At 41.0% G+C, this 23,811-nt stretch carries 21 protein-coding genes and 1 tRNA gene; 16 read left to right on the forward strand and 6 right to left on the reverse strand.

The features are described 5' to 3' along the window. Positions 1-57: 57 nt before the first annotated feature. From PSH54_RS07195 to ccoG, 4 genes are all read left to right on the forward strand, one after another. Positions 58-615 carry a DUF1439 domain-containing protein gene (locus tag PSH54_RS07195; protein WP_004587241.1) on the forward strand — a complete coding sequence of 186 codons (558 nt, stop codon included), beginning with the start codon at positions 58-60 and terminating at the stop codon, positions 613-615. Between the two features lie 115 nt (positions 616-730). Beyond that, on the forward strand, positions 731-2,050 hold the full coding sequence (locus PSH54_RS07200; protein WP_273605805.1) for an ABC1 kinase family protein: 1,320 nt from the start codon (positions 731-733) through the stop codon (positions 2,048-2,050). A 57-nt stretch (positions 2,051-2,107) separates the two neighbouring features. Next, on the forward strand, positions 2,108-3,526 hold the full coding sequence (locus PSH54_RS07205; protein WP_024032193.1) for a sigma-54 interaction domain-containing protein: 1,419 nt from the start codon (positions 2,108-2,110) through the stop codon (positions 3,524-3,526). Positions 3,527-3,670: 144 nt separating this feature from the next. Beyond that, positions 3,671-5,053 (forward strand): cytochrome c oxidase accessory protein CcoG, encoded by a 1,383-nt coding sequence (gene ccoG / locus PSH54_RS07210; RefSeq protein WP_273605808.1) that lies wholly within the window; start codon positions 3,671-3,673, stop codon positions 5,051-5,053. Between the two features lie 18 nt (positions 5,054-5,071). On the opposite strand, the gene PSH54_RS07215 is transcribed toward ccoG, so the two are convergent. The 3 genes from PSH54_RS07215 to PSH54_RS07225 all read right to left on the reverse strand — a co-directional run bounded on the left by PSH54_RS07215 (position 5,072) and on the right by PSH54_RS07225 (position 7,297). Beyond that, complete coding sequence (locus PSH54_RS07215; protein ID WP_064386531.1) at positions 5,072-5,482, reverse strand: hypothetical protein; 411 nt, start codon at positions 5,480-5,482, stop codon at positions 5,072-5,074. Between the two features lie 251 nt (positions 5,483-5,733). After that, entirely contained in the window at positions 5,734-6,648 is a 915-nt protein-coding gene (locus PSH54_RS07220) for a M14 family metallopeptidase (protein WP_273605810.1), read from the reverse strand. Between the two features lie 64 nt (positions 6,649-6,712). Beyond that, positions 6,713-7,297, reverse strand: coding sequence for a hypothetical protein (locus PSH54_RS07225; protein ID WP_096041935.1), 585 nt, complete (start codon positions 7,295-7,297; stop codon positions 6,713-6,715). Positions 7,298-7,594: 297 nt separating this feature from the next. Between PSH54_RS07225 and PSH54_RS07230 the strand changes: the two genes are divergently transcribed. The 3 genes from PSH54_RS07230 to PSH54_RS07240 all read left to right on the forward strand — a co-directional run bounded on the left by PSH54_RS07230 (position 7,595) and on the right by PSH54_RS07240 (position 12,270). Further along, entirely contained in the window at positions 7,595-10,102 is a 2,508-nt protein-coding gene (locus tag PSH54_RS07230) for a UvrD-helicase domain-containing protein (RefSeq protein WP_273605812.1), read from the forward strand. A 185-nt stretch (positions 10,103-10,287) separates the two neighbouring features. Continuing rightward, the gene (locus PSH54_RS07235; protein ID WP_273605814.1) at positions 10,288-11,856 is read left to right on the forward strand and encodes a cyanophycinase; all 1,569 of its coding nucleotides are present in this window, start codon (positions 10,288-10,290) and stop codon (positions 11,854-11,856) included. Between the two features lie 165 nt (positions 11,857-12,021). Beyond that, entirely contained in the window at positions 12,022-12,270 is a 249-nt protein-coding gene (locus tag PSH54_RS07240) for a hypothetical protein (protein WP_273605816.1), read from the forward strand. Positions 12,271-12,328: 58 nt separating this feature from the next. On the opposite strand, the gene PSH54_RS07245 is transcribed toward PSH54_RS07240, so the two are convergent. The 3 genes from PSH54_RS07245 to PSH54_RS07255 form a co-directional block, all read right to left on the reverse strand. After that, positions 12,329-12,652, reverse strand: a complete 324-nt coding sequence (locus PSH54_RS07245; protein ID WP_273605818.1) for a hypothetical protein — start codon at positions 12,650-12,652, stop codon at positions 12,329-12,331. A 90-nt stretch (positions 12,653-12,742) separates the two neighbouring features. Next, positions 12,743-12,819: transfer RNA gene (locus PSH54_RS07250), tRNA-Pro, on the reverse strand. A 160-nt stretch (positions 12,820-12,979) separates the two neighbouring features. Continuing rightward, the gene (locus PSH54_RS07255) at positions 12,980-13,603 is read right to left on the reverse strand and encodes an arylesterase (protein WP_273605820.1); all 624 of its coding nucleotides are present in this window, start codon (positions 13,601-13,603) and stop codon (positions 12,980-12,982) included. On the opposite strand from PSH54_RS07255, the gene PSH54_RS07260 reads away from it, so the two are divergent. The 9 genes from PSH54_RS07260 (at position 13,604) to tolB (ending at position 23,795) form a co-directional block, all read left to right on the forward strand. After that, positions 13,604-14,317, forward strand: coding sequence for an ABC transporter ATP-binding protein (locus PSH54_RS07260; RefSeq protein WP_273605945.1), 714 nt, complete (start codon positions 13,604-13,606; stop codon positions 14,315-14,317). Further along, a complete protein-coding gene (locus tag PSH54_RS07265) occupies positions 14,307-16,808 on the forward strand; it encodes an ABC transporter permease (RefSeq protein WP_273605822.1) in 2,502 nt (833 codons plus the stop codon). Before PSH54_RS07260 ends, PSH54_RS07265 begins: the two co-directional genes overlap by 11 nt. A 128-nt stretch (positions 16,809-16,936) precedes the next feature. Then, positions 16,937-17,461 (forward strand): crossover junction endodeoxyribonuclease RuvC, encoded by a 525-nt coding sequence (gene ruvC / locus PSH54_RS07270; protein WP_004587270.1) that lies wholly within the window; start codon positions 16,937-16,939, stop codon positions 17,459-17,461. 2 nt (positions 17,462-17,463) lie between these two features. Next, positions 17,464-18,081 carry a Holliday junction branch migration protein RuvA gene (ruvA, locus tag PSH54_RS07275; protein ID WP_273605824.1) on the forward strand — a complete coding sequence of 206 codons (618 nt, stop codon included), beginning with the start codon at positions 17,464-17,466 and terminating at the stop codon, positions 18,079-18,081. A 7-nt stretch (positions 18,082-18,088) separates the two neighbouring features. Beyond that, positions 18,089-19,096: a Holliday junction branch migration DNA helicase RuvB gene (gene ruvB, locus PSH54_RS07280; protein ID WP_004587272.1), complete on the forward strand. Its 1,008-nt coding sequence runs from the start codon at positions 18,089-18,091 to the stop codon at positions 19,094-19,096. Positions 19,097-20,373: 1,277 nt separating this feature from the next. Then, positions 20,374-21,078, forward strand: a complete 705-nt coding sequence (tolQ, locus tag PSH54_RS07285) for a protein TolQ (RefSeq protein WP_004587273.1) — start codon at positions 20,374-20,376, stop codon at positions 21,076-21,078. Beyond that, a complete protein-coding gene (tolR, locus tag PSH54_RS07290) occupies positions 21,065-21,496 on the forward strand; it encodes a protein TolR (RefSeq protein ID WP_004587274.1) in 432 nt (143 codons plus the stop codon). The genes tolQ and tolR overlap by 14 nt, the downstream gene beginning before the upstream one ends. A gap of 4 nt (positions 21,497-21,500) precedes the next feature. Continuing rightward, on the forward strand, positions 21,501-22,427 hold the full coding sequence (gene tolA, locus PSH54_RS07295) for a cell envelope integrity protein TolA (protein WP_024032176.1): 927 nt from the start codon (positions 21,501-21,503) through the stop codon (positions 22,425-22,427). Positions 22,428-22,436: 9 nt separating this feature from the next. Then, positions 22,437-23,795 (forward strand): Tol-Pal system beta propeller repeat protein TolB, encoded by a 1,359-nt coding sequence (tolB, locus tag PSH54_RS07300; RefSeq protein WP_004587276.1) that lies wholly within the window; start codon positions 22,437-22,439, stop codon positions 23,793-23,795. Positions 23,796-23,811: the final 16 nt, after the last annotated feature.

Genomic DNA, 23,811 nt, shown 5'->3' on the forward strand with positions numbered 1-23,811 from the left:
AATAAAAGCCGCTGTTTAAGCGGCTTTTTTATAATTACAACGAGGATAAAGGTTAGCATGAGAATTTTATTACTGTTTTTAACCACACTATTTTTAAGCGCATGTAATTCTACACAAGGCGTGTCTGTTTACTCATTTACCAGCTCAGAAGTAGAAAGTGTGCTAGGTAAACAGTTGCCTAAGTTAAGCGAAAAGGTGAGCTTAATGGGGCTGCCAGTGCAGTTTGATGTAAACGATTTAAGTGTAAATATTGGTCCAGATAACCGTGATGTAGTAGTACTTGGTGCAGACTCAAGTGCAGAAATAAATGCATTTGCATTAAAATACCCAGTACGCTTAAAGCTGCAAATTGAAGGCAGCCCGTTTTACGACAGTGAAAAAAAAGCCGTATTTTTACGCAATGTTAAACTACTAGATTCGAGTGTGGATGCTGGTGGCTTTAAAGGTAATTTAGCGGCGCTTGATAATGAAGCGATGGAAGTAATTAATGCTTTTTTAGCCCTCAACCCTGTTTATACGTTAAATATGGATGACCCTAAAATGATGCTGCTAAGCAAATTACCCCTTGATATGAAAGTGGTTGAAGGGGCAATTAAATTAGTACCGCGCCTTTAATGTACAGCAGACCGCTTGAGATAGTTTTATTACCCAAACGTTTGGTTAATTAGATCGAGCCCAGTAAAATGTACGTATTAATTAGCCTGTTTCTCAGGCTAATTAGGTTTTTACAATGGCAGCTTCGCGCAGCATACCTACCTCAAGACTCTCTCGATTTGCAAAGCTTGGCTCCTTAGCCGGTGGTGTTGCAACCAACATGCTTATAGATGGCACTAAAAGTGCGCTCTCGGGTAATGGTTGGAATAATAAAGCTTTACTCTTACAACCTAAAAACATAGAAAAACTAGCTGTTCAGCTTGCACACCTTCGTGGTGCTGCCATGAAACTAGGGCAATTACTGTCTATGGATGCTGGCGAGCTATTAAGTCCTGAACTTACTCAATTACTCGCATTGCTTCGCGCAGATGCAAACCCAATGCCGCAGAATCAATTAGTTAAGGTACTTAAAAGTGAATGGGGTGAAGACTGGCTTAATCGTTTTTCGCATATTGAACTTAGGCCATTTGCAGCGGCGTCTATTGGCCAAGTGCACTTAGCTTATCAAGAAAATGGTGAAAAGCTGGCGGTAAAAATTCAATACCCAGGTATAGCGCAAAGTGTACATAGCGATGTAGACAATGTTATTGCACTATTAAACATTGCGCGGTTAATCCCTAAAGAGCTTGATATACAGCCACTCATAAATGAGGCTAAAGCGCAGCTACTTGCCGAGGCTGATTATGAACGCGAAGCACACTACCTTAAAAGATACCGTGAGTTGCTAAGCCAGCACGTTAATTTTAAAGTGCCTAAAGTATATGGCGTTCACAACACTAAACGCATTTTGGCAATGGAGTATGTGCAAGCAACGCCTATAGAAGCGCTTAGTAATTTACCTCAAGGTGAGCAAAATAACATTGCAGCTAGGCTCATAGATTTATTTTTTAAAGAAATGTTTGAGTTTAAGCTAATTCAAACCGATCCTAACTTTGCTAATTTTCATTATCAGACCCAGAGTAAGCAAATTGTGTTATTTGACTTTGGGGCAACCCGAGAGATCTCGAGTAAATTGAGCAAGGCTTACCTGTCACTATTTATTGCAGGCACTGAAAACAATAGGGCGGGCGTGTTAAGCGCAGCACGAGAAATAGGTTATTTTAAAGATACCCTACTAGATTCTTACAAAAGCCATGTTATTGATTTGTTTTTAATGGCGTGTGAGCCGCTAAGAACCACTGGCGAGTTTGATTTTAAAAACAGCCCCTTAGCAACGAATATTAAAAATGCAGGGCTAGAGCTAAGCGTACAGTCGCAGCAATGGCATACACCGCCCGTTGATGCGTTGTTTATTCATCGTAAGCTAGCTGGGCTTTATTTAATTGCGGCAAAGTTAAATGCAAAAATAGATATTAACGCTTTATTTAAGCCTTATATTAAAGGCCACTTTATTTAACTGTTTAGCGCGTGACTTTATGGCATAATGATCGTGATATTTCGCGAGGATGATGCAATGATAAAACAATTTTTAAATGACCCCAAACTTTTACTTAATGCAGTAGGAGAGGGCATTTACGGCTTTGATTTATCGGGCAATGCGGTGTTTGTTAATCCAGCCGCTGAACGTATGACCGGCTGGAAAGCCCAAGAATTGTTGGGCAAAAAAATACACCAGTATCATCATCACAGCCACGCCGACGGCTCTCCTTATCCAGCCGATGAATGCCAAATATATTGCACCATGTTTGATGGCAAACGCCGCGAGGTTAAAAACGAAGTATTCTGGCGTAAAGACGGCACCTCGTTTGCAGTAGAATACACATCAACCCCCGTTTACAGGCAAGGTGAGCTTATTGGTGCGGTCGCGGTATTTCGCGATATATCGGCGCAGCAGCAAACCCAAAACGAGCTTAAGCAAGCGCTTGAGCAGGTTAAGCATTTAAGTGAGCAGCTGCAAGATGAAAATAACTACCTAATTGCAGAGCTTAACGAAGACTGGCAAGACTCAGGTTTAGTTGGCCAAAGCCATGTTTTTCAAGCTATGTTGGCGCAAATTAAACTTGTTAGCGAAACCGACAGCACAGTATTAATTTTAGGTGAAAATGGAACCGGCAAAGAGCTGGTGGCGCGTAACTTACACCGGTTAAGTAAACGCAGTAATCAAGCTTTTATAAAAGTGAACTGCGCAGCGTTTACGCCAAGCTTGTTAGAGTCTGAATTATTTGGCCACGAGCGCGGTGCGTTTACCGGTGCAAACGAGCGACGTAAAGGTCGCTTTGAGCTGGCCGACAAAGGCACACTGTTTTTAGACGAAGTTGCTGAGCTGCCATTAGAAGCGCAAAGTAAATTGCTACGGGTATTACAAGAGCAAGAGTTTGAACGGGTTGGCGGCAGCACTACGCTTAAGGTAAATATTAGAGTATTGGCAGCAACCAATCGCGATTTATGGCAAATGGTGCAAAAAGGCACCTTTCGAATTGATTTATATTACCGCCTTAATGTTTTTCCTATTAAAGTGCCAGCGCTTAAAGAGCGCAAAGAAGACATTCCTTATTTATGCACCAATTTAATTACTCAACTAAATAAACGCTTAGCAAAGCAAATAAAAGGGGTGAGTAAAAAAGCAATTAGCCAACTACAAGCTTATGATTGGCCTGGTAATATTCGCGAGTTACAAAACGTACTAGAGCGCGAAGCTATTTTAACTAAACATACTGTCCTTAAACTGAGTCAGCCATTGCATGGCGATGCAAGCACAGCTGTAAATACATCACTTACGCTTGCAGAGGCGCAAAAACAGCACATTATTGCGGTGCTTGAATTATCACAGTGGCAAATATCTGGCGATAAAGGCGCTGCTTGCAAATTAGGCTTGCCCGAGAGTACTTTGCGCTCAAAAATGCGTAAACTAGGAATAAGCAAAAATACGTGATATATCGCGCTATTCGTTAAATATCGCGAATCATCTTTCTTGTTAATTTATAAATGTATTTAATATCAATTGGTTAGTTAAACTTTCAGCTTGGTCTGAAAGTTGCAAAAGTAGCATTAATACCGTCACTATTAAGTAGCTACTATGAAGTTTGATATTAAAGAAGAAGATATGATCATCAAGCCCTATAACACACCAGGGCCTATTTATATTCGTGAGCAAAAAGGCTTTTACCAACAAATACGCCGTAACCTTGGTTGGTTACTTATGCTTATGTTTATTGCCATTCCTTGGATTCAATACAAAGGTGAGCAAGCCGTACTACTTGATGTAGCCACGCAAAAGTTTACTATTTTTGGTTTAACCTTACTGCCGCAAGACTTTATGATTTTAGCGCTGCTATTTATGGTAGGCGCGTTTGCTTTGTTTTTTGTCACGAATTGGCTTGGCCGTGTGTGGTGTGGTTATACCTGCCCCCAAACAATCTGGATGTTAATGTTTAGTTGGGTTGAGCAACGTATAGAAGGTACTCGTAATCAGCGTATAAAGTTAGATAAATCGCCATGGAGTACATTAAAGTGGCGTAAAAAAATAACAAAACACGCTGCGTGGCTTATTATATCGCTGCTTACTGCAACGTCGTTTATGGCGTATTTTATTCCCGCTAAAAGTTTATACCTTGAAATGTTTACCCTACAGTGGTCGGGCATTACCAGCTTTTGGGTGTTTTTATTTGCATTTTGTACTTATGGAAATGCCGGCTTTTTACGCGAAAAAATGTGTAACGTGGCGTGTCCGTATTCTCGCTTTCAATCGGTGATGTTTGATAAAGATACATTGGTAGTGAGCTACGATGCAAAGCGCGGTGAAAACCGAGGCCCTCGCAAACGCAAAGCTGATCCTAAAGCCCTTAATTTAGGCGACTGCGTTGATTGTAATTTATGTGTAGAGGTATGCCCCGCGGGCATAGATATTCGTAACGGTTTGCAATACGAGTGTATAAATTGTGGCTTATGTATTGATGCCTGTGACGACACTATGGATAAATTTGGCTATCAAAAAGGGTTAATTAAATACGCCAGCGAAAAACAGCTAGAAGGTAAAAAAACCAATCCATTTAGGCTTAAATTAGTGGGGTATGGTGTATTAACAGGGGTATTACTTATTTCTATGATTGCGTGGGTATTGCAACGTACGCCAATAGAGGCATCGGTACTGCGTGACAGAAACGCATTATACCGTGTAAATTATGAAGGCTTGGTAGAAAACCCATACACACTCACTATTATCAATAAAACCCAGCAGCCATTGCACTACGGCGTAGCCATTGAAGGCCTACCTGTGGCCACACTTAGTGCGCCAAGCTCTATTTTGGTATTGCCTGGAGTGATGAAAAAAATTCCGGTTACAGTCACCGCCGATGGCTACGACATAGCAACAAAAGTGACCCCAGTTAGCTTTGTGATTACCGCCGTAGAAAACCCTGACATAGCGATTACTAAAACAAGTCAGTTTTATAAAAACTAGCAATGGCTTGGGCTAAAGTTAGCTCACGCCATTATTTAATTGCGATGAAATAAAACGTTTTGCAGCATCTAGGTTATCAAATAAACATTGGTTAAAATCTACATCGCGTTTAGCGTTTTGCATTATTCGCTGCATTTGGCTTATAGCAATAGGGGAGGTGAGGACAAATGCACTTATCAAGCAGTTAGTATGCTGCATATGTGTGCTTATGGCGACCATTTCTTGCTCTGCATCGGGCGTAGCTGCAAGTACACACGATGAGTCGCTTATGTAACCCCATTGCTTACCTTCAAATTCAGCCACTTTATCAAAAAGGGCAGTTTTAAAGTTGGCCAATAGCTCTAGGTCTAAATTTCCGCTAAATTGGGCAATAATTATATTGCCCTCAACGGATAAAGTTACCTCGGCATGCTTATTTTTATACTTCATCGTAGGTTCCTAATTTAAATTAGTTTATAACTTATACCAATTTGCTTAATTAAGTTAGCTATTTTGAGGCTAGAAAAACGTGTTGATAGCTTGTCAAAAAATTCGCTATTTAGTTGTTCTAGGTAATTGCTCCTGCATTGCTCTACCTTCTGCATCCATACAGTCGTAAATGAGCATTTTGTAACGAAGGTAGCGACACGTTTAGCCCCGCAAAATGATTAAGTATTATTGCACATGGGTATTAAAAGCCACTAAAGTGACTTTAAATAATCTAACGCGCCGGTAATAACAGCAACTTGCGCTTGAGTACACTGCTCATCTGAGGCACTTGGGCTATCTGGGTATACTTCGGTTGTAGTTACATAAGGGGCATTAGTAAAGCCCATGCATAAGCCCAATTCGCGAGCGGCGTAATTTATAACGCCAAATTGCTCCTGTGGTACACCAATTAATTGATTGTTTTCGTCACTGGGGGCAATGTGCGTCACCTTCTCAACACTATTTAAAATGGCTTTTTGAAAATCAGGTGCTGGTTTTTTGCTATCAGCCACTAAATAAAAACCATCTGGTATGTTCCAGTTGGTGTTAATTTTACCATCGCGCGCCGCCAAAGCGGGTCTAAATTCACTGTTGTCTGTGTCTGTGGTTTCGTGCAGATCAATATGCGCAACTAACTCAGTGTTAAGCGAGGCTACATATTTCATTATAGCTGCAGATTCTTGGGCAGGGCTGTTATCGTAAAAAGAGCGATTTGGATCAATAGCTTCTGGGTTCCAGCGGTTTATGGTTTCAAAACCCCACGGGCTAATACAAGGCGCAATAATAAAGTTAAAACGCGTTGTATAAGGTGCAACAGCGGTTTGAGCAAATGCCAGCGCACCCATAACGCCACTTGCTTCGTAGCCGTGCACACCCCCAGTAATTAATACGGTAGGGCGATCACTTTGCCAATTTTTACTTTTAAATAAATAAAGTGCAAAGCTAAGTGGCGAATAATTTAGCTCGCCGTACTGCTCTACATCTAAAAACTCATTAGGCTGGGTAATTTTACTGACTACGAGCTGGTTATAATCGCGCTTTTTTTGTTGAAGTTGTAACCATGCAGCTTTATCACTGTCGTTCCATGGTTTATTAGGGGTACCAATTGGGTATAAAGTGTCGCTCATTGTGTGCCTTTAACTTGTCGCTTTATAAAGGCGTTAGCTTATCGCTGCAATTAACAGCCTGCAACTAGAAATGCTCAGTTACACCAGCCGTGTTTTCGTACAAGGTGGCGTTTTCACGTTTATGTTTTTCAAATAAATACTCACGTAATGCCTCTTTACCACTTTTGATACTGATAATTTTTGCGGCATAGCCTAAATTAGTTTTACGGACTAAATCTATAAGTAGAGTGACTTTTTTCTTATTGGGTAGCTTAAACGTAATATGTTGCGCGTGGGTAAGGCTATAGCGATGATCGCGCGGCTTTAATAGCACGCCACTGCTAGAGAGCGAAAGGACATAAAAGCGCTCGCTTTGTAAATGCAGGTCTGAATAACGCCAGCTTCTGTCTACACCTTCGGTATCTATTACCTCAGGCGCACTCAGTACGGGGTTTAAGTAGCCGTCATCGTTGAGCTTAAACTCAAGCGGAAACCACAACTGATAATGGCCCACCTCAGCTAACATGGTTAATTTAGCGTGAGACAACAAACCTTTTAGTGTATCTGGCAAAGCCGTTTTTAAGCTAAGCTGCGAGTTATCGTTTGTATTGTCCTTGTTACTGCCTACAACAGACGAAATAAAACTTAACTCTTCCTTAGTTAAATCCATATTATTTCTCGCTTAATAAAAGCTTCACATTAAACTAATAGTGCAATTTGTTCAATATTCAAACGTAAAGTTTAAGCAAATTTAAACACTTGTTTAGAGTAAATACTTAAGACGAGTTGATTGTTTTAGGAGGAGTTTACCGCAGTTTAAACACCCAATGTACACAGCCTTTGGGCTATTTATGAGGCCTGCTTGTACATGCTTTGGTTAACCAGGCTGCCACTTTTAAGGCGCGGCGCGCCTTGGCGTTTAAACTGTGATAAAATTTATTTTTAATTTTAGTTTATTCAAGGTTTTATGGCGCAGTTTATTGCCACTCCAAGCTGGTTAGGACGTTTTTTTACGCGTATTAGCACCGTTACTATTAAGCAAAGTTCACTCGTTATACATTTTAAAAATAATACTTCACGCGCCTATTTAATTAGCGACTTTACTAATTTTACACAATTTAAAAAAGGCCTGTTTAGCGGGAAAATAACCCTCAATCATAGTACAAAAACGGTAATTAGCTTTTTAAATAAACAGCAGGCTCAAACGCTTAGTGAGCAGCTAAACAGCGTTTTTGCCAATCACCTAGAAGAAAAAGTGAATACAGCAAAAACGCTTGTAAAACGTTATGCAACAAACGAGTATCTTCGCGACTCAAACGTGCCGTTATTAAAATCGGCGGTGTTTTCACTGGCACAGCAGTACGGCGCAATACCTGCACTATGGCAGCAGCATTTATCGGCCATTAATATTAAGTTTTTAACTATTTTAAGTAGCTCACCAACAGTAGCGCATGCCACAGAGCAGCTACGTAAAAGTTATGAGCAAAAAACACTAACGGCAAGAGCCGACTTTTATAATGTGGTTGAATCAAACCCGCTCACACATGAGCAACGCCTTGCTGTTATACGCAATAACGACAAAAATTTAGTGCTAGCGGCCGCTGGCACTGGCAAAACCTCAGTAATGGTTGCAAAGGCACTGGATTTAATTGCTCATGGTGGTGTAAAACCCGAGCAAATATTGATACTTGCTTATAATAAAAATGCAGCAAACGAATTAAATCAACGCTTTAATTTAAGGGCGCAGCAAGCAAACTTAAACGTTTCGGCGCCTACTATTTTAACCTTTCATGCGCTGGGGCTTAAGTTACTGCAAAGCGCTAATAAAACACGTAGCTTATCGCCTTTTGCAAACGATGCTATGGCGCTTAATCAATGGTTTACACAGTGGCTTAGTAATACCCTAAAAACAGACTCACGTTTTTGTAAAACTTTTGTTGATACCCTGTACGAACCTACTGATAGCCTCAATACCGAAACTAGAATCGCAACTAAAACCGCAATAAAAGCACAAACCTATCACACCCTATCGGGGCTAAAAGTAAGCAGTTATCAGCTCTTATTAATTGCCAACTGGCTTTATATGTATGGTATTGAACACACTTACCAAAATGATGACACCGCCGATTTTTACTTGCCACAGCACCAGGTTTACTTGGCGCATTTTGTGATAGATAGGCAAGGTAATTCAGTGCAGCACGCGGCTAACTTGCACAATAGCGAGCATATTAAATATGTTCGCGCGCACCATAAAAAACAGGGCCATGCGTTGGTGCAAACATTTCATTATAACTGGCAAGAAGGTCAGCTTGAGCAGCGTTTAAAAGCACAACTACAAAAACATAAAGTGAACATTAACCCCGTAGATAACCACGCAGTGTACGAGCGTTTATCTGCAACAGGGCTGTTAAAGCAAAATATAAATAAGTACTTAAACTGCCTAAGCGCAATACGGGGTGAGCAACTATCTAACGCTCAAATAGCAGCGCGAATAGCTAAAAGTGGCATTATGAATCATAAAAGTTATGCAACATTATTGGTGGCAATGCAGCGTGCATACTACGAAAAATTAAAAGAGCAAGATGCTATTGATTTTGACGACATGATTGCAAGCGCAGCTCAGGCGGTTAAATTGGGGGAGGTAAGTGTACCTTGGCGCCATATTTTAGTTGATGAATTTCAAGACATTTCATGCGCACGCATGGCGTTTTTAAATACTTTAATAAAGAGTGGTCCGCAACCTTGTTTTACTGCGGTTGGCGATGATTGGCAGGCTATTTATCGGTTTTCGGGCGGTAATTTGGCGCTCACCACGCAGTTTAACGATTTAATAGGCAGTCATTCACTCACGTTATTGCAAAAAACGTTTAGATATAACAACAGTATTAGTGAGGTAGCGGGGCGCTTTGTAATGCAAAACCCTGAACAATATAAAAAGCACATAACCACACATACGCAAGTAAGCACCCCTCAAGTTGTGTTACTTGACGATTTACACCAAGGTAAAAAGTCAGTAGCACTAAAAGTGCAGCAAACTATAGCCACAATTAATAAAAATAATAACACAGCCAGTATTTCTGTATTGAGCCGATATCGGTTTATGCTTAATGAAGTAGAGCAGCACTTAGCAGGTAACAACTTTGCTAACTCACTGCATTTTTGGACGCTGCATGGCTCTAAAGGACTCGAAGCCGATTACTGTATTATTATAGGTTTTGAGCAGGGCAAGTTAGGTTTTCCAAGCAATAACCCTGGTAATTTACTTGTTGAGGCATTATTGCCCGCACAAGATACCTTTAATCATTCAGAGGAGCGACGTTTATTGTACGTAGGGATCACGCGCGCTAAGCATAAAAGCTATTTAATTGCTCCGCCATCTGCGTGTTCTGAATTTATTAGCGAGCTAATAAACGATAATTACCCTATTGATATAGCCTCTAATTTGTTTGTAAAACAGAGTAAGGATAATAAGTAAGGTTAATGATTAAATGTAAGAGTATTGGCTGCGTAAAACGCACATCGCGCTTTTTTAACTAGCAGTCAAAATTGCTTTATACACTAATGCCATGTGTCGCAATCATCGAGACCCACATTTACTATTTAGCCTGCCATTACATGCTGTTAAACTTAACGCCTATTTAGATCATTTTTGAGAGCGTTATGCGTACCCGTGCTTTTTTTACTAAGCGAGTGAGCTTTATATTCGTTTTATTTACTTTATTTTCATTTAAAGGGGCTGCCCAGCAGCAAGAGCAAACCCTTATTTTAGCCGGTAGTACAATTAATAGCTGCAGTGCTAATACGGCGCAAAATTGCAATACGCAAAATAACTCAAAGTCACAAAGTGTGTTTAAAGTAACCAATGCTAACCTTGAGCAAATAAAATTAAATTGGCCTACTAACAATTCAAATAACCAAGCAAACGTTTTAAATACTTTACGTGCCCTTAGTAGCAAAAATGCAAACGCAGTCTCTAAAAGTGAGCTGCTTTGGCAATGGCGCGATATAAACAACGAGCAACTCAATAGCCTAACAAAGCAAGAGTTTAACTTTGTGTTTGATATGCTCGAACAACCTCATGCAAACACCACCCCAAAAGCTGAGCCACAAAGCAGCGGCATATTGCAATTTATAGCGGGGAGCTTAAAGGTTGCTAACCCAACACCCACCTTATTAATTATTAGCGCAGCCCAGCGCGACCCATACGCACAGGTAGAGGCGCTTAAAACGCTTTTACCAAAAGGTGTAACCAGCCAATGGTTACCGCTTACACCTGCACTTGCTAAAGCAATTACTAACAATACCTGTAGTGATTTACCGGCGCTGCGTCACTCACAAATGAACCTGTATAATCGCAGCAATGTATACCCCGAGCTCATAAAGGCTGAGCAAGCACTTTGTAATAATGGGGTTGAGGCGTTAGTTAATTTAATAAACACCAGCACCGGTGTTTTATTTAGCGACGGCACGGCTAAAAATGCTTTAAAAGCACTGTATGATGAAAATAATACTGCCTACCCTTGGACTAACGCGCTTAAAACTCGCCCAGTTATTGTAGGGCTAGGTGCAGGAAGCAAAATACAAAGCGAAAACGTCTATCTTTCACAGCACCAAAGCGAAGCGGTATTAAAAGCAAAGCTTACCCCACAGGCTACTTCACTTAACGGGTTAAACACGTTTACCTATGGCCCACTGAGCACCCGCTTTAGTGAGCAAAATCAAACGCTAAACCTAGCCAGTACATTAAATACCGTTAAGCAAAAAAACGGTGATATTAAGCACGGTTTTGGTATTGATGAAAACACAGCCCTTGTTGTTATTAAATCCAACAAAGGAAATTTAATGACCGTAATAGGGCAAAGTGGCGTTGCGCATTTAAGTACGCAGCAAAAAGCAAACAGCTATAACTACTCGTACTGGCCTGCTCGCAGTGTAATAGATATTACTAATGCCGGGTTTGAACTTAGCGAGCGCACCATTAGCCAAGCATTAGCGCCTGTTAAAATACCGCCTTTACCTGTACAGCGATTTGCCAATATTTTAAGCGATTCAAAACTACGCTCGCTTACGCAAGCTATGTGCCTAAGCCAAGAGCAAAGTGCGGTAGGGCAACAAGATGACCTTTTAATAAATTTAACTGCCACAAAAAATACGGATTATTACCGCATCAATACCCAGCCGTATGGTTGCGCATTAAGTAATTTGTCACTGAATGTAGAGCGCTTTTAACCTTAAGCGCTAGTACTAAATATACTTAATAACCCGATACAAAGGTTTATGTTTATTTTAATGGGCTATAAAATAGCGCCCAAGTAATTTATACCTATTCGCTTAATTTAGTGGTTACGTTTTGCGAATAGGCATTAACCAAGCAGATTTTACAAAGAGCAATTTATGAATAACGAGCACGACATAATCGACAACCTAGCAGAGCTAGAGAACTTTTTAGTAATGGTAGAAAACGGCGGCTTAGGCTTAAAAGGTGTATCGGGTGTAGGTATGGCTACAAGCAATAAAGACGGCAGCCATTTTGTTGCAGTATTTGACGACACACAACAGTTATTACTGGCGCGTGGCATAACAGCCGAGGTATTTGAAAACGGTAAAGACATGGTGCGTAATGGTGTAGGGCGTACACACTAATAAAAACTAAAAAGCGCCGTATGGCGCTTTTAACTGCTTAAAACTAACTCTAAAATATTTAAAGCCTGTCGACTTGTTTTGAACTAATACTGGTCACAATATTATTTTCAAAACGGATCAATACAATGTACATCCCACCAATTGAACCTTTTAGTTTATATGTAAACTCTTCTGTTTTAACTAATTTGTCGCCATTACCAGTATCAACAGCTTCATTAAGCACATCTTTATAAAGTGGTGCGCCCACTACAGCTACAATGTCAGATTTAGTTTTACCCACACTTAATAGATTTCCGTTTTTAAGTCGAAAACTACCTTGGGCAAACGCAAAGCTTGAAATAAAAAGAGATAAAAGCAGAGGAAACACAATACGTTTTTTCATAAGTCATCCTTAAACACATAGTATTTAATGCTAGGTATACAAGGTAATACAGAAAAATGACAGTGAAAAAGAAATAAAGAGGAGGTTAAATGGTCGGTATGGCAGGATTTGAACCTGCGACCCCTGACACCCCATGACAGTGCGCTACCAAGCTGCGCTACATACCGACGTTGTTTGCAATAGTACGTATATTTTATTAAAAATCAATAAGTGATTGTTTGTTTGCGTGTTTATTGTGCAAATGAGCTAAAAAACTTTAAGCTAAGGGCGTATCGCCCTTAGCAAGCATCCGGCGGCAGCGCATGTTAAGCCACCAAACAACACGACCTAATCTTTATTTAGCCATTGATTGATCGAGTCATACATTTCATCGCGTATCAGCGGTTGTGCTTCTTTATTTGGATGTAATTGATCTCTTTGCATTAAGTTTGGCTTATCTGCCACATTAAGCATAAAAAAGTTAAGTAAATGAGCATTTGTTTTTTCACTTACTTGTGTAAAACTGTCAGTGAACATTTTACTGTAACGCGGCCCGTAATTAGGGGGAATATAAATTTCCATTAACGCGACCATGGCATTTTCAGCTTGGCTTTTTTCGATTAAATCCGTTAAGTTGGCCTGCATTTTTGTTACCGGAAAACCACGTAAACCATCATTAGCACCAAGCTCAATAAGTACATGGCTTGGTTGGTATTGCGCTAGTAAGGCATCTAGCCTGCGTAAAGCTCCATCGGTAGTTTCGCCACTAATACTGGCATTAATTAGCTCTATATTACGCTGCTCTGCATCGTATTTATCTTGTAACAATTTAACCCAGCCTTGCTCTTGTTTAAGCCCATAGGCTGCACTTAAACTGTCTCCAAGTATTAAAATCGTGTTGTCGGCCGCCGCACTAAGTGGTTTGATAACTAAAAATAAAACGAATACAAAACGTAGGATTGAATGAGTCATATGTCAGCGCTTTCTCAATTAAATATTATTCAAGTAAATGGTTTGTCTAAAGTAGTTTCTACCTTCGAAGGTGAGTTGCCCATCCTCAGCGACATCAGCTTTAATGTCAAGCATGGCGAGTCAGTTGCTATTGTTGGCACCTCTGGCTCAGGAAAATCCACGTTATTAAGTTTATTAGCGGGGCTAGATACCGCCAGCAGTGGTGAAATTACCCTTGATGGCGAGCCGCTACATAAATTAGATGAAGAGCAACGCGCGGCATTGCGTGCTGAAAAAGTAGGTTTTGTATTTCAATCTTTTATGTTGGTACAAAGCTTAACCGCACTTGAAAACGTGATGCTGCCGGCAGAGCTTGCTGGCGAAAGCGATGCCAAACAGCAAGCTCTAGCCCTATTAGAAAAAGTGGGACTGAGCCATCGTATTGATCATTACCCATCGCAACTCTCTGGTGGTGAGCAGCAACGTGTAGCCATTGCCCGTGCCTTTATAGGCACACCTAAAATTTTATTTGCCGATGAGCCTTCTGCAAATTTAGACAGTAAAAACGGCAAAATGGTGGAGTCACTATTATTTGATTTAAACCAGCAGCACGGCACAACGCTAATTTTAGTAACTCACGATGAAGCACTCGCGCAAAAGTGCCAGCATATTGTACAAATTGAAGCGGGCTGCTTAGTTAAAAACTCAAAAGAGGACGTAGCGAATGTGGGCTAAGTTAGCACTTAAATTATTTGCACGTGAATTTCGCCGCGGCGAACTTACGGTAATTAGTGCCGCCATTGCGCTGGCGGTGTTAACGGTGCTTACACTGTCTATGGTCACTGAGCGAATAGCACAAAGCATAGCGCAAAAAAGTAGCGCGTTTATTGCCGCAGATAGAGTACTGGCAAGCGCCCATGAGCTAGATACGGCGTTTATTAGCAAAGCCAAACAAGAAAACTTACAAACTGCGCAAATGATCTACTTTGATACCATGTTATTTGCCAACGACGAGATGCAATTTACCTCAGTAAAAGCGGCGTCTAACGAATACCCGTTAAAAGGCGAGTTAAAAGTAAAATCATCGTTGCTTGGTGAAACACAAGTAGCGCAGAGCGGTCCGAAGCCTGGCAATGTGTGGCTAAGTGAATCGGTTTTTTACAGCTTAAATATTGATATTGGCAGCCAAGTAGAGCTAGGAGCAGAAGTATTTAATGTGGAAAAAGTGGTGGTTGAAGAGCCAGATGCGCCGTTTAATGTATTTTCGAGCAGCCGCAGAGTGCTTATAAATATTGCTGATGTTGCAAAAACTGAGGTTATTCAACCTGGCAGCCGAGTAAACTACCGCCAACTCTACGCAGGCGATGAATCAGATATAACGCGGTTTTATGAATGGTTAAAGCCGCAAATGGCGGAAAACCAACGTTGGTATGGCGTAAAAGATAGGCAATCGCCCATATCAAATAGCTTAAACCGTGCAGAAAGCTTTTTATTACTGGCCGGTTTGCTGGGTATTATTTTGGCTACGGTTGCTATTGCTGTGTCGGCAAAGCGTTATTGTGAGCGCCAATACGACCCCGTAGCAATGATGAAAACGCTTGGCGGAAGCCGTGCATTAATCCGTAAAATATATTTTATGCACTTACTCATGGTGTGTGCTTTAGCGGTTATTGTGGGATTAGCCATAGGTTACGGTTTGCAAGAAATAGCCACTGGTTATTTAGCAAAAAGCATGGATATGAGCTTACCTGCCGCCGGGTTTAAACCTTGGCTGGTGGCCATTAGCACAGGCGTTATATGTGCAGTTATGTTCTCTATTAAGCCACTGCTTGATTTATTTGATATTCCACCGCTTAGAGTATTGCGCCGTAATTTAGGCGACAGACTAGCCGTAAGCCGTGTGCACTTAGGTTTAAGCGCGCTTACGGTGTTTTTATTAATGTGGTTATTTAGTAATAACATTAAAATAACGCTTATTTTATTTGTCTCTACGCTTGCTTTGATTGCGGTTTTATTTGTTATTTCAAAATTAATATTTGGCGGTGGCCGTAAATTAGGCTTAAAACCAGGCAACAGTTGGTCGTTAGCTATTGCTTCTATACAAAAGCGTGCCAACGTAAATGCGGTGCAGCTTATTAGCTTTTCGTTGGCGATTAAATTGCTATTGTTTTTGATTGTGCTTAAAAACGACATGATCTCAGATTGGCAGTCTCAATTACCCGCCGATGCACCTAATGCATTTTTAGTTAATATTACGCAAAACGAACTAGAGCCTGTAAATAATTACCTAGCAGAGAACGATATTTTAGTTTCGGATTTTTATCCAACCATTCGTGGGCGAGTAAATGCGGTAAATGGCGAGCTTGTGGCGCGTAAAGTGTCGTTGCAAGATAACGAGAAAAAAGATGAAGAAGCGCGCTCAGGCATTGGCCGTGAGCTTAACCTAACCTGGCTTGATAATGTGCCTGCTCAAAACGAAATTGTGCAAGGCCAGTGGTTTGGCGAAGGCGCAGTGGGTGAGGCATCGGTTGAGGAGTCTATGTTGGAGCGCCTAGACGTAGAAATAGGCGACACCTTAACATTTTTAATTGGTGCGCAATCATTTGACGCCAAAATTACTAGTGTGCGTAAAGTAAACTGGGCTACGCTAAAACCTAACTTTTTTATTATTTTAAGCCCCGATGTACTAAAAGATTTTCCGGCAACGTATATTTCATCTGTGCGTATAGAGCCAGATCAAAAGAAAGCGTTTAGCCAGTTACTGCGCACTTATCCAACCATTACCGCTATCGATGTAGATAACTTTGTTAAGCAAATACAATCAACCATTGAGCAGGTGTCGTTAGCTATTGGCTTTGTGCTTGCTATTGTGGTGTTGTGTGGTGCATTAGTGCTTATATCTCAGGTGCAAGCGAGCCTTGGTGAGCGAATGCAAGAAATAGTAATACTGCGAACGTTAGGCGCCAAAGGGCGGCTAATTAAAAATGCGACGCTTTATGAGTTTTTGCTATTAGGTGGCTTAGCCGGGTTTGTAGCTGCATTATTTAGTGATGTAGCCTTGCTGATTGTTCAGCAGCAAATGTTTGACTTAGCCGGTAAGTTGCACCCAACAATTTGGCTAATAGGGCCAGTGTCGGGCGGGGTGTTTGTAGCCGCGCTTGGCTACTTTATGATTGCCCGTAAACTTAAACAAAATACCCAAGGCTTAGTACGTGCTTTAGCCTAAGCTATACTTTTAACGCTAAACGCCCGCACTAAGTTGCGGGCGTTTTTGTTTTTACTCGCCACTGGTAATTTATACAGTGCTCTGGCATTATTACCGTTATTGAAAAATAACAATAATGAGTGTGCTGTTTGGCCATTATTTTAGGGATAGACCCAGGTTCGCGTTTAACCGGTTATGGTGTGGTTGCGCATCAAGGCGCTAAATTTACCTATTTAGGAAGCGGGTGCATTAAATTAGCCGAGCATGAGTTCCCCATACGATTAAAAATGATCTACCAAGGGATCACGCAAATAATAGAGCAGTTCTCCCCCGAAACCTTTGCCATAGAAAAAGTATTTATGGCGCATAACCCGGATGCCGCGCTAAAACTTGGCCAAGCCCGAGGAGCCGCCATAGTGGGAGCCTCTATGGCCGACTTACCCGTATTTGAATACTCAGCACGGCAAATTAAACAAGCCGTGGTAGGCAATGGCGGCGCCGATAAATCGCAAGTGCAACACATGGTAAAAAATATTTTAAAATTACCTGGCACACCGCAAGCCGATGCGGCCGATGCGCTTGCCATTGCAATTTGCCATGCGCACTCAGAACAAAATTTAATAAAACTAGCGGGTAGCGCAAGCAAAACCGTTAGAGGACGTTTAAGGAAATAAATATGATTGGCCGTTTAAATGGCATTTTAGTTGAAAAGCAGCCGCCCGAAATTTTATTAGAAGTAAGCGGCGTAGGCTACGAAGTACAAATGCCCATGACCTGTTTTTACGACTTACCCAATATTGGCGAAAACGCCATAGTGTACACGCACTTTGTAGTACGCGAAGACGCACAACTATTATTTGGCTTTAATAATAAAACCGAGCGCGCGCTTTTCAGAGAACTATTAAAAGCAAATGGTGTGGGCCCTAAACTAGGCTTAGCTATTTTATCGGGCATGTCGGCGCAACAATTTGTTAGTTGCGTTAACAACGAAGATGCCACAACATTAGTTAAATTACCGGGTGTGGGTAAAAAAACCGCTGAGCGTTTAGTGCTAGAAATGAAAGACCGCTTAAAAGATTGGGGTAACGACTTATTTACGCCATATAGCGATAATGCCGTTATAGAGCCTCCTAGCGAAGCAACAATTGCCAATAATGCCGCAGACGATGCCGTATCGGCACTTGTTGCGCTTGGTTATAAATTGCCACAGGCGCAAAAAGCAGTAAAATCGGTAAGTAAACCCGATATGTCTACTGAGGTTCTTATTAAAGAATCTTTAAAATCAATGTTGTGAGTAACCCATGATTGAAGCTGATCGTTTAATTGACGCGAGCGAAAAAACCAACGAAGACACCATAGACCGCGCAATAAGGCCCAAGCTTTTAGCCGACTACAAAGGTCAGCCGCATGTTAAGCAGCAAATGGAAATATTTATAGAGGCAGCGCGAAGCCGCGGTGAAGCGCTCGATCATCTATTAATATTTGGCCCGCCGGGCTTAGGTAAAACTACACTTGCTAATATTGTTGCCAATGAGCTTAATGTAAGTATTAAAACCACCTCAGGCCCAGTACTTGAAAAAGCCGGCGACCTTGCTGCATTGCTTACCAACCTTGAAGAAGGCGATGTGCTGTTTATTGATGAAATACACAGACTCAGCCCGCAAGTTGAAGAAATACTTTACCCCGCAATGGAAGATTACCAACTCGATATTATGATTGGTGAAGGCCCCGCTGCACGCTCTATTAAATTAGACTTACCGCCGTTTACGCTTATTGGCGCGACAACACGCGCAGGCTCACTTACCTCACCACTTAGAGACCGTTTTGGTATAGTGCAGCGCTTAGAGTTTTACTCAGTAGCTGACTTATCGCATATAGTGGGGCGCTCTGCACATTACCTAGATTTACAAATGTGCGACGATGGCGCTACCGAAATTGCAAAACGCTCACGAGGCACACCGCGTATAGCTAACCGCTTATTGCGCCGTGTGCGCGATTACACGCAAGTAAAATCAGATGGTACAGTAAATGCCTCCGTTGCCGAGCTTGCCCTTGATATGATTGACGTAGATAAAAGCGGGTTTGATTACATGGACCGTAAATACTTACTTGCCATTATCGAAAAATTTATGGGTGGGCCTGTAGGGCTAGATAATTTAGCCGCCGCCATAGGCGAAGAAAAAGAAACCATTGAAGATGTGATTGAGCCGTTTTTAATTCAGCAAGGTTTTATACAGCGCACACCGCGCGGGCGAATTGTGTCAGACAATGCGTATCATCACTTTGGTTTACTCCCGAAACAAGATTAACCCCTCTTTAGCCTGTTACAGTAAATGTAGCGGGCTACTTCCTCTGCTAAATGTAATACCAATTTGCAATAACACTTAATCATTTTGCGAGGCAAACGTGTCGCTACCTGCGTTAAAAACTCTCATTTACGACTGTATGCAGAAGGTATAGCAGTGCAGGAGCAATTGCCAAGAACAACGAAATAGCGAAGTTTTTGCCTAGCTATCAACACGTTTTTCCAGCCTCAACATAGCTCACTTAATTAAGAAAATTAGTATAATTTTTTAAAACTTACTCAGCTTTCATCCACTTTGTTGCAAATGTAACCAATAAATTAAAATCGTTTTGTAATTCACTTAACGTTAAGACTGGCGTGGCTATGCTGCGTACCATTAAAACCAGTTAGCTTTAAAGCAGTAGCAACATAAGAGACTAGATGTAGCACTATTCGTGTTAATAAGTTTTACCTTGTTATAAACATGCTTTTTACTGAAAGTAGATAATTTAAAGATACGAACTGGTAAAAAAGATAGTAAATACACTGTTGGCAATTAAACAGATTGTGTAATTAAAACTTATTGCATGCCAAGTTGGCGGTAAAATTTAGGCAAAAAAAAGCCCGCATATAATGCGGGCAAACAACAAGTTGAAGGAAGTAATCCAGGGAACTACGTTTTACTTAATCAGGTTTTATCCAAAAAGAGTAAAACAATGTAATACGATTAAAAATCCTATTACTAAGAACTTGGCTTAATGAAAAATGTTTCATTCAGTGCGTAAGCTCGGTATGGGAGAATAATACGGAATAAGCATTTTTTGTTCAAACTAGAAAATTTAAAATTTCAGATAAGAAAAACTAATCTGATGAATTTTATTGTTGTTCGAAACTTGTACGTTAATTATTCGTTAACTTTATAAGTGGCTGAAAATTAATAAATAACTGGTCTGAGCTGTATTGTTACAGTATTAGTTATATTAGTACATGCAAAGTGGCGTGAATTACTTTTGCGTGCTTATGCACTTTTTATGAATAAACGGTGCGTTTTATTAAGTTTACTGCGTATATTTACGCACTTTTGTAGTATTAAGTTGTGTTTTACTAAACGCGGTAGTCGCGTTTTAGAAACAAACAAGCGATTAAGCGTATGTTTAACGTTTTTTGTTGCCAATTCATAGCAATATCGTTGTCAGTAAACCATTGACTCGATACACTAGATGCAACTTATGGCCGTTACATTGGTCTTATTTACACAAAATAACCAAATTGACGTTTTTTGAAATTATTTAGGAGTTTAACGTGGGATCAGGGCTTAATTTTTTAGATCTAATTCTAGAAGCCAGTTTGCTTGTGCAGTTAGTAATGCTAGCGCTAGTAGCAATGTCTGTTATGTCATGGGCAATTATTTTTCAGCGCAAAAAAGCAATTAGCGACGCCTTGTCTGATGCAAAAAAATTCGAACAAAAATTTTGGTCAGGTATCGACTTAAGCAAACTATACAACGAAATCTCATCACGTAGCGGTCAATCTCATGGTATTGAAGCGTTATTTACATCTGGCTTTAAAGAATTTGCACGCCATAAAAAGAACACCTTTCAAAGTGCAGGCATTGTAATGGAAGGTACGCATCGCTCTATGCGTGTGGCGCTGTCGCGTGAAATCGAAAAACTAGAATCGAGCTTATCGTTTTTAGCAACAGTGGGTTCAATTAGCCCGTATATCGGTTTGTTCGGTACGGTGTGGGGTATTATGAATGCCTTTATTGCACTTGGTGAAGTGAAGCAAGCAACATTACAAATGGTAGCGCCAGGTATTGCTGAGGCACTTATTGCAACGGCAATGGGCTTATTTGCGGCTATTCCGGCTGTTATTGCGTATAACCGCTTTGCTAATAAAGTTGAAAAACTAGAATCACACTACATCAACTTTATGGAAGAATTTGCCAATATTTTACACCGTCAAGCAGCTACCCAAATAGAGGCTAAAGCGAATGTATCAGCGTAAGAAGCGCCGTCCGGTCGCAGAAATTAATGTAGTACCTTACATTGATGTAATGTTGGTATTGCTAATTATATTTATGGCAACAGCACCGCTTATTACTCACGGTGTGAAAGTTGATTTACCAAAAATGGAAGAGTCGGATTTAGTTGATACTAAAGACACGCCACCCATTATTGCCTCAATTGACTCGGCAGGTAAGTACTATGTAAGCATAGGCACTGATCCAGAAGAGCCAATGGAAGCACTTGATGTGGCCGCGGTTATTAAGCTACAGCTAATGAAAAACCCTGATGTACCAGTAATGATTAAAGGCTCTGGTAAGGTTTCTTACCAAGAAGTATTGTTATTAATGGACTTTTTAAAGAATGCTGGCGTACCATCTGTGGGTTTAATGACAGAATCCTTTGAGGGGACACAGTAGTAACATGAATAGTTCTATAATCAAGTCAGTACTTTTACATTTAGGTTTAGGGGGCTTTTTGTGGGCAACTGCAAATATACACCCACCGGCACCTAAAGTAATGGAAGTGACTCTTAATTCGGCTATTCCTGAGCCTGATAATGCGGTTTCGGCGGTCACGGTTGATCAAAAACAAGTTGAGCAAAAAATTGCTGAGCTACAAAAAAAAGAAGATGCTAAAAAACGCGCTGAAGATAAACGCATTCGCGACTTAGAACGCAGAGCCGCCAATGCGCGTAAACAGCGTGAAGCCGAAGCGCGTAATATTAAAAAGTTAGAGCAACAGCGCAAAGCAAAAGAGAAAGAAAAAGCACAAGCTGAGGCTGAAGCTAAAAAAGCGCGCGAAATTGAACAAAAAGAGCGTGCTAAAGCAAAACAAGCTGAAAAGCAAAAGCAAGAGGCTGAAAACGCCGCTAAAGCTGCTGCAGATAAACGCAAAGCAGAAGAAGAGGCCCTGAAAAAAGCCGAAGCAGAGCGTAAAAAGCGTGAAGCAGAAGCTAAAGAACGTGCAAAAGAAGCAGAGCGTAAACGTCAGCAAGCGCTGCAAGAGCAAATGTTACAAGAACAACTTGCTAAAGAGCAGGCTGCACGTAGTAAAATACGCCAACAGCAAGTAGTGAGCGAAGTTGATAAGTACCGTGCTTTAATTATGGCGCGCATTCAGCAAAACTTACTGATTGATGAAAAAATGAAAAACCAACAGTGTCGAGTAAATATTCGTCTTGGGTTTAATGGTTTAGTAACGCAAGTTAAATCGTTAGGGGGTGATAAGCTAGTGTGTGAAGCTGCACTTAGAGCTGTGCGCATGGCCGATACATTACCTGTATCTAAAGACAAAGACGTATTCGAGCAACTTAAGAATATTAATTTAACAATCAAGCCAGAATTTTAAAGGAATGATATGTTCAGCAAAATTAAAATAGCCTTTGTAGTTATATTATTAGGGTTTCAGGGTGTAGCAAATGCGGCACTTGAAATTGTAATAACTGAAGGTGTAGACGGCGCACGTCCTATTGCCATCGTGCCTTTTAAATACAACGGTGTTGGCCCAATTCCACAAAAATTGAGCGATGTAATTGCTGCCGATTTAATGCGCAGTGGTAAATTTAAACCGGTAGATGTAGCACAAATGCCACAGCTTCCTAATAAAGACGGCGACATTGACTACGCAGCATGGGTAAACCAAGGTGTAGAAGCGGTTGTAGTAGGCGAGGTAGAGCAACAAACTGATGGGCGTTACTTAGTACGCTACGAATTAGTTGATGTTATTCGTGGGCAAATTACCGGTGGCCAAACTCAAATGATGAGCAGCGGTAAACTAGTAAAAAGCCAAGATCATATTTTAGAAGCACGCGAAAGCGTAATTGGTGAAAGTGGCTTTCGCCGTTATTCACACCGCATAAGCGATGTAGTATATGAAAAGCTAACCGGTGAAAAAGGCGCGTTTTTAACTAAAATTGCTTATGTAATCGTACGTGAAGACCAAGCTAAGCCATACCAATTAGTGGTTGCCGATTACGATGGCTTTAACGAGCAAGTATTATTGCGCTCAAAAGAGCCGTTAATGTCGCCAGCTTGGTCACCAGATGGTACTAAGCTTGCGTATGTAACGTTTGAAAACCGCCAAAGCCAAATTTACATTCAAGACCTATACTCAGGTAAGCGTGAGCTGATCACTAGTTACCGTGGTATTAACGGTGCACCGCAGTTTTCACCAGATGGCAAAAAAATGTTATTGGTGCTTTCTAAAGATAAAACAGGTGCAACCGAAGTTTACGTTTTAGATTTAGCAACCCGTAAAGAAACACGCCTTACACGCCACCGTAGTATAGATACTGAACCATCTTGGTATCCAAATGGCCAGGATATTGTGTTTACATCTGAAAGGGGTGGTAATGCCCAGATTTATAAGTTAAATTTAAGAACTGGTAGGTCACAACGATTGACCTTCGACGGCGATATGAACCTAGCGGGTTCTATAACGCCAGACAGTAAAGAATTAGTGATGGTTAACCGTACCAACGGGCAGTACCATCTTGCTAAGAAAGAGCTGGCTACAGGCGCGTTTCAAGTATTAACGCGAACTCGCCTTGATGAATCACCGAGCATAGCGCCAAACGGTTCGATGATCATTTATAGCACGCTTCATAATAATAAACAGGTACTCGCGCTGGTATCGATGGACGGTCGCTTTAAAGCACGTTTACCCGTGCTAGACGGACAAGTAAAGGCACCAGCTTGGTCGCCATATTTACAGTAATATTTGCTGGTTTACT

The sequence above is a fragment of the Pseudoalteromonas sp. Angola-30 genome (assembly GCF_028599215.1).
Taxonomy (GTDB): domain Bacteria; phylum Pseudomonadota; class Gammaproteobacteria; order Enterobacterales; family Alteromonadaceae; genus Pseudoalteromonas; species Pseudoalteromonas atlantica.

Coding starts and splice junctions, on each gene's coding strand:
- PSH54_RS07195 (WP_004587241.1), top strand. CDS start 58: ATGAGAATTTTATTACTGTTTTTAACCACACTATTTTTAAGCGCATGT.
- PSH54_RS07200 (WP_273605805.1), top strand. CDS start 731: ATGGCAGCTTCGCGCAGCATACCTACCTCAAGACTCTCTCGATTTGCA.
- PSH54_RS07205 (WP_024032193.1), top strand. CDS start 2,108: ATGATAAAACAATTTTTAAATGACCCCAAACTTTTACTTAATGCAGTA.
- ccoG (WP_273605808.1), top strand. CDS start 3,671: ATGAAGTTTGATATTAAAGAAGAAGATATGATCATCAAGCCCTATAAC.
- PSH54_RS07215 (WP_064386531.1), bottom strand. CDS start 5,482: ATGAAGTATAAAAATAAGCATGCCGAGGTAACTTTATCCGTTGAGGGC.
- PSH54_RS07220 (WP_273605810.1), bottom strand. CDS start 6,648: ATGAGCGACACTTTATACCCAATTGGTACCCCTAATAAACCATGGAAC.
- PSH54_RS07225 (WP_096041935.1), bottom strand. CDS start 7,297: ATGGATTTAACTAAGGAAGAGTTAAGTTTTATTTCGTCTGTTGTAGGC.
- PSH54_RS07230 (WP_273605812.1), top strand. CDS start 7,595: ATGGCGCAGTTTATTGCCACTCCAAGCTGGTTAGGACGTTTTTTTACG.
- PSH54_RS07235 (WP_273605814.1), top strand. CDS start 10,288: ATGCGTACCCGTGCTTTTTTTACTAAGCGAGTGAGCTTTATATTCGTT.
- PSH54_RS07240 (WP_273605816.1), top strand. CDS start 12,022: ATGAATAACGAGCACGACATAATCGACAACCTAGCAGAGCTAGAGAAC.
- PSH54_RS07245 (WP_273605818.1), bottom strand. CDS start 12,652: ATGAAAAAACGTATTGTGTTTCCTCTGCTTTTATCTCTTTTTATTTCA.
- PSH54_RS07255 (WP_273605820.1), bottom strand. CDS start 13,603: ATGACTCATTCAATCCTACGTTTTGTATTCGTTTTATTTTTAGTTATC.
- PSH54_RS07260 (WP_273605945.1), top strand. CDS start 13,604: ATGTCAGCGCTTTCTCAATTAAATATTATTCAAGTAAATGGTTTGTCT.
- PSH54_RS07265 (WP_273605822.1), top strand. CDS start 14,307: ATGTGGGCTAAGTTAGCACTTAAATTATTTGCACGTGAATTTCGCCGC.
- ruvA (WP_273605824.1), top strand. CDS start 17,464: ATGATTGGCCGTTTAAATGGCATTTTAGTTGAAAAGCAGCCGCCCGAA.
- ruvB (WP_004587272.1), top strand. CDS start 18,089: ATGATTGAAGCTGATCGTTTAATTGACGCGAGCGAAAAAACCAACGAA.
- tolR (WP_004587274.1), top strand. CDS start 21,065: ATGTATCAGCGTAAGAAGCGCCGTCCGGTCGCAGAAATTAATGTAGTA.
- tolA (WP_024032176.1), top strand. CDS start 21,501: ATGAATAGTTCTATAATCAAGTCAGTACTTTTACATTTAGGTTTAGGG.
- tolB (WP_004587276.1), top strand. CDS start 22,437: ATGTTCAGCAAAATTAAAATAGCCTTTGTAGTTATATTATTAGGGTTT.